This window comes from Pseudomonas sp. NFACC32-1 (genome assembly GCF_900101215.1).
In the GTDB taxonomy this organism is placed as follows: Bacteria; Pseudomonadota; Gammaproteobacteria; order Pseudomonadales; family Pseudomonadaceae; genus Aquipseudomonas.
Genome location: NZ_FMUL01000035.1, coordinates 1 through 5005 on the forward strand (window position 1 = coordinate 1; position 5005 = coordinate 5005).

At 66.7% G+C, this 5005-nt stretch carries 1 protein-coding gene; it reads right to left on the bottom strand.

The annotated features are described in order from the left end of the window. Positions 1 to 5005, bottom strand: a 5005-nt coding sequence (locus BLP99_RS25930) for a non-ribosomal peptide synthetase (protein WP_143007993.1), incomplete at both ends; no start/stop codon positions are given.

A 5005-nucleotide genomic window follows, 5' to 3' on the forward strand; every position in this document is an offset into this window, starting at 1 on the left:
GCCAGGTGGCTGGAATCCAGGCCCGCCACCTGGGGGTTGCCCAGGGACGCTTCCGGCCATTCAGCACGGTCCAGATCGATCACCGGAACCGTCACATCTGCCAGGCATTGGCGTGTCGCGGCCTGGGTGAGCACCGCCACCGGCGTGCTGTCATGCAGCATGAAGGCCAGGCGCTCGGCCGGATAGGCCGGATCCAGCGGTACATAGCCGGCACCGGACTTGAGGATACCCAGCAGGCCGACGATCATGTCCAGCCCACGCTCGACGCAGATCGCCACCCGGTCATCGGGGCGAATGCCCAGGGACAACAGGTGATGGGCCACCTGGTTGGCCCGGGCGTTGAGTTCGCCATAGGTCAGCGAACGGTCCTCGAACCGCACCGCCAGCGCATCGGGCCGGGCTGCGGCGCAGGCCTCCACCTGCCCGTGGATCAACGCGTCATGGGGGTAGGTCGCCGGCGACGCATTCCAGGTCTCCAGCAGTTGGCGACGCTCGGCCTGCGGCAGGATCCGCAACCCGTTCAACGGGGCCAGCGGCGTCTGCTCCAGTGCCTCGACCAGGTTTTCCAGCACGGTCTGCACATAATTGCAGACTCGCCCTGCACCGATCGGCGCCTGGGCCATGACCGTCAGGTTGAAATCTTCGCCCAGGTCGTCCACCGACAATGTCAGCGGATAGTTGGTGCGCTCTTCGCCATCCAGCACCTGGATACCGTCCCAGGCGGCGATGGCTTCGCTGGTGGCTGTCTGCGCACCGAGATGCCGATAGTTCAGCAGTGCGCTGAACAGCGGCGCCGGTGCGGTCACGCCGCTGCAACGCTGGGCCAGGACCAGCGAGGCGTGCTCGTGCCCCAGCAATGCGGACAAGCGAGCGTGGGTCGCCTTGACCCCGGCCCTTACACCCTGGCTGCCCAGGTCCACCCGCAGCGGCAGGGTGTTGATGAACATTCCCAGCGCCCGGTCGGCGCCCTCGCCGCCCTGCATCCGGCCCAGCAACACCGTACCGAACACCACATCGTCCTTGCCCGACACACGGCCCAGCACCTGGGCCCAGGCCAGGTGATACAGGCTCGCCGCGCTCACCCCGAGCTGCCGGGCCTGGACTCGCAGGCGTTTGCACAGCGCCGCATCGACCCGCTGCCGGACCTCCTCGATCCCATGCCCGTCGCCCTGCACATCCTGCAAGCCGAACGGCAGCGTCGGTTCGCTCACATCGCCGAGCATCTCCCGGAAAAACGCTTCGTGCTCCTCGCGGCTGACGCCCAGTCGCGCCTGGGCCACGTAATTGCGGTAGGGCACCGACGCCGGCAGCGAATGCCCGCGCCCCACCACATGGGCCTCGATTTCCGCGGTGAGCATGCCCAGGGACGTCGCGTCATCCACCATGTGATGGAACAGCAACATGCCCACCCAACGAGCGTTTGCCGCGTCTTCGGCATACCCCAGGCGCATCATCGGCGCCTGGCGGATATCCAGGCGGTAATGACGGGGGTCCAGGTGAGTCCGCAGTTGCTCGGCGATATCCCCCGCCGCCGGGTCCAGCGCCACCTCTTCGAGGCCCAGCGGCGCTTCGCGCCAGACCACCTGCACCGGCTCGTCCAGGCCTTCCCACACCACCGCCGTGCGCAGGATATCGTGCCGGGACACCACGCCTTGCAGGGCATTGGCAAAATCTTCCAGCCGCGAGCGGCTGTCGAAAGCGAACAGAATGTATTGCAGATAGGGGTCGCCCTGGGCGGCGGCGAGGTGGTGATACAGGATGCCTTCCTGTAGCGGAGCCAGGGCATAGATGTCCTGTACGTTGGCCACGCCCCCCGGCACCGTTGCCAGCACACGGTCGATGCCATCCTGGTCCAGGTCGGCCAGGGGCAGCATGTCCGGGGTGATTCGCGAGCAGTCGTCGGGAATGACATTGGCCGGCACGCGGATCTCATGACGGCCGCCCACGGCCGCCGCCAGGGCCGCCAGGGTGGGTTGGCCGAACAGCACGCGCACGTCGGCCGCCAGGTCGATCTGGCGCATGCGCTCGATCAGTTTCACCGCCAGCAGGGAATGGCCCCCCAGTTCGAAGAAATGATCATGGCGACCGACCCGCTCCAGCTGCAGCAGGTCCTGCCAGATTGCGGCGATGGCGGTCTCGATTTCCCCTTGCGGCGCTTCGTATTCGCGGCTCACCACCGCCGACTGGTCGGGCACCGGCAAGGCCTTGCGGTCGAGCTTGCCGTTGGTGGTCAGTGGGAACACCGTCAGCATCACGAAGGCGCTGGGCACCATGTATTCGGCCAGGGAACCCAGCAGCTCTGCGCGCAGCTCGGCCGCCGTGGGAGGCTCGCCTTCCTCGGCGATCACGTAGGCCACCAGGCGCTGGTCGCCTGGGCTGTCCTGGCGCGCCAGCACCACGGCTTCACGTACCCCGTTGCATGCAGCCAGCTTGGCTTCGATCTCGCCCAGTTCGATGCGGAAACCACGGATCTTCACCTGGTCGTCGTTGCGGCCCAGGTATTCGATGCTGCCGTCGGCCAGCCAGCGACCCAGGTCGCCGGTGCGGTACATCCGCGCGTTCGGTTCGGCACTGAACGGGTTGTCCAGGAAACGTTCGGCGGTCAGTTCGTCGCGGTTCAGATAACCCCGGCTGACGCCCGCGCCGCCCACGTACATCTCTCCCACCACGCCCACCGGCACCGGTTCGCGCTGGGGGTCGAGCACATACAACTGCAGGTCGGGAATGCGCTTGCCGATGGGGCTGACACCGACCCGCTGCGCGTCGTCCGCGCTCAGTGCGTGGTAAGTCACGTGCACGGTGGTTTCGGTGATGCCGTACATGTTCACCAGTTGCGTGCCGGCGTTGATCTCCCGGGCATACCACGGCTTGAGGATGCCGGTTTCCAAGGCTTCGCCGCCGAAGATCACCTGGCGCAGGCTGTGCCTGAGCTCGCTTTCGCCCTGGGCCGCGATCAGTTGGCGGAAGGCACTCGGCGTCTGGTTGAGGATGGTCACCCCGGCCTCGCACAACAGCGCATAGCAGTATTGCGGTGAACGGCTGACCAGTTGCGGCACCACCAGCAGGCGGCCGCCGTGGGTCAGCGCGCCCCAGATTTCCCAGACCGAGAAGTCGAAGGCGAAGGAATGGAACAGGGCCCAGACGTCCTGGGGACCGAAATCGAACCAGGGTCGGGTGGCCGAGAACAGCCGCGCCACGTTGCGATGCTCCACCATCACCCCCTTGGGCAGGCCGGTGGAGCCGGAGGTGTAGATCACGTAGGCCAGGTGGCTGGCGTCCAGCTCCGGCACATCGGGGTTGTGGGGCGGTTGCTTGGCTGGCTCATCGATATCCAGCGGATCGAGCACGATGGCCGGGATGGTCATGGGCGGCAGGTTGTCGCGGCATTGCGGTTGGGTCACCAGGGCCGCCGGACGGCTGTCGTGCAGCATGTAGGCCAGGCGCTCGGCCGGATAGGCCGGGTCCAGCGGCACATAGCCGGCGCCGGACTTGAGGATGCCCAGCAGGCCGACGATCATCTCCAGCCCACGCTCGGCGCAGATCGCCACCCGGTCATCCGGACGGATCCCCAAGGCCAACAGACGATGGGCCAATTGGTTGGCTTGCGCATTGAGCTGGGCATAGGTGAGCGCCTGGTCCTCATGGACCACGGCCGTCGCGTCAGGTTGAGTCGCGGCCCAGGCTTCGAATTGGCGATGGATCAGGGCATCCCCGGCGTATTCGACGTCGCAGCGGTTGCAGGCATCGAGCAATTGCTGGCGCTCGGCCGCCGGCAGGATGGACAAGGCCTGCAACGGCGTCTGCGGCGCCTGCTCCAGGGCCTCGACCAGGCTGCCCAGGGCCATCTGCATATAACCGCAGATGCGCGCCGCACCGATGGACGAATCCACCAGGGCCGTGAGGGAAAAATCCTCACCCAGGTCGTCGACGTTCAGCGTCAGCGGATAGTTGGTGCGTTCGTCGCCGTTCAGTGCCTCGATCCCGTTCCAGGCCGAGCGCGCATCCTGGTCCACCACGACCGCGCTGTGCCGGTAGTTGAGCAAAGCGCTGAACAGCGGCGTCGGGGCCGCCACGCCACTGCAACGCTGGGCCAGGGCCAGGGAGGCATGCTCATGGCCCAGCAGGTCCGTCAGCCGGGCATGGGTCGCCTTGACTCCGGCCCTGACATCCTCGGCGCCTACATCCACCCGCAACGGCAAGGTGTTGATGAACATGCCCAATGCACGGTCGGCGCCCTGGCCCCCCTGCAGCCGGCCCAACAGCACCGTGCCGAAGACGACCTCGTGCCGGCCGGACACCTTGCCCAGTACCTGGGCCCAGGCCAGATGCACCAGGCTGGCGGCACTGACACCCAACTGGCGTGCCTGCACCCGCAGGCGCCGGGACAACGCCGGGTCTACGGCCTGGCGGATTTCATCGATACCGTGCCCGTCGCCCTGCACGTCCTGCAAACCGAATGGCAAGGTTGGCTCGTCGATATCGCCGAGCATCTCGCGGAAAAAGGCTTCGTGCTCCGCTTCGCTCGCGCCCAGCCGTGACTGGGCCACGTAGTTGCGATAAGGCATCGCCTCACCCAACTGCGCCCCCTGCCCCAACAACAGCAGTTGCATTTCATGCTGCATCACGTCCAGGGCCGTATGGTCCAGGGCCATGTGGTGGAACAGCAGGATCGCCACCCAGCGATCCTGGGCCTCGTCCCGGGCATGGACCAGTTGCAGCATCGGCGCCCGACGCAGATCCAGGCGGTAGTGCCGCGCATCGAAGCGGGTCGCCAGTTGCGTGGCGACGTCACCGGCGGTGGCCTCGGGCTCGAAGCGTTGCGGCTCCAGCCGCACCTGGCGCCAGACTACTTGCAGCGGCTCGTCCAGGCCTTCCCAGACCACGCTGGTGCGCAGGATGTCATGGCGATCGATCACCACCTGCAACGCCTCGACGAACGCTTCGAAACGCTCGAGCGTATCGAAGGCGAACTGCGATTGAAGCACGTAGGGGTCGCCCTGTTCGG